This window comes from Amycolatopsis sp. SID8362 (assembly GCF_010550475.1).
Classification (GTDB): Bacteria; Actinomycetota; Actinomycetes; order Mycobacteriales; family Pseudonocardiaceae; genus Amycolatopsis; species Amycolatopsis eburnea.
In genome coordinates, this window is record NZ_JAAGNB010000321.1 from 1 (window position 1) to 719 (window position 719).

The following is a 719-nucleotide window of genomic DNA, read 5'->3' on the forward strand; positions in this document are numbered from 1 at the left end:
GGTCGCGGGGTTGGGGCGTGCTTGCGGGGTTCACCAGCCTTTGTCGGTCACGGGGTGCTCCTTGTCGGTGCCGGGGGACGTGGGGTCGTCGCTGCGGGGTCACCAGCCTTTGTCGGCCATCGGGCGCTCCTGTTCTCGGGGTCCGGGGGAACGAGGGTGGTCGTGCGGGTTCACCAGCCCTTGTCGCTCATCGGCTCGCCTTTCCGTGCGGTTCGTCCGGTCTCGGCTACCCGGAATGGTCCCAGCCGCCCGGTCGGGTCGCGCCACGGGGAAACGGCTGACACCCGACCGCAACGCGACTACCCTGGGCGAGCAGGTGTTCACCGGCGCGGAGCAGGGCGGGGAGGCGCTGCGATGAGCGGAGACACGAGCACTCCGGGGGATTGGGCACCACCGCGGTGGAAGCTGTGGTCGTTGCCCGGGCGGGTGTTGTTGTTCGTCCTGGCGGTCGATCTGGCGGCGCTCGCCGTGCTGGTGGTGGCGGCGCGGACGGCACCGACGTCCCAGCAGTGGGCGACGGCGGGCTGGCTGGCCGCGGCCGCGTTGCCGCACCTGCACGCGTCGCACCTGATCGAGCAACGGCGTCGTGACCGCTCCGGCTCGCCGTACGTCGACCTCTGCAGCGTCTGGATCTTCGCCGGGGTGCTCGCCCTGCCGCTGGTGCTGGAGCTGGCGCTGGTCGCGGTGATCTACGGCCACCGTTGGCTGCTGGTCAACCG

1 pseudogene is annotated in these 719 nt (G+C 71.5%); it reads left to right on the top strand.

Annotation, left to right across the window (positions count from 1 at the left end):
* Positions 1-354: 354 nt before the first annotated feature.
* Positions 355-719, top strand: a pseudogene (locus G3I65_RS10660) (hypothetical protein); the annotation flags it as partial.